Below are 327 nucleotides of genomic sequence, written 5' to 3' on the forward strand. Positions count from 1 at the left end.
CACAGAACACCACCATCGAGCAGATGAAGATGTTCCTGACCCGGCTGGGCTACGGCTCCACCGCCGTGGTCACCGGCGACCTGACCCAGACCGACCTGCCCAAGCACGTGAAGTCCGGCCTGCTCGACGCCATCGATGTGCTGCGCGACGTCGAAGGTGTCAGCATCACCTTCTTCGAGTCGCGCGACGTGGTCCGCCACCCGCTGGTGGCGCGTATCGTCAGCGCCTATGACCGCCGCGACCTGCATCAGATCCAACCTGGAGCAACTCCATGACCCGTGGTCCCGTGCGACTGGACGTCGCCGTCAGTTATGCCCTGCCGCGTAC

Annotated in this window: 1 protein-coding gene; it reads left to right on the forward strand. The window is 64.8% G+C overall.

Annotated features, from left to right (window positions below; translation table 11 throughout):
- On the forward strand, positions 1-275 hold a 275-nt coding region (locus tag EN850_RS34840; protein WP_136093021.1), incomplete at its 5' end, for a PhoH family protein.
- Between the last annotated feature and the right edge of the window lie 52 nt (positions 276-327).

Source organism: Mesorhizobium sp. M8A.F.Ca.ET.207.01.1.1, from assembly GCF_004794715.1.
GTDB lineage: Bacteria > Pseudomonadota > Alphaproteobacteria > Rhizobiales > Rhizobiaceae > Mesorhizobium.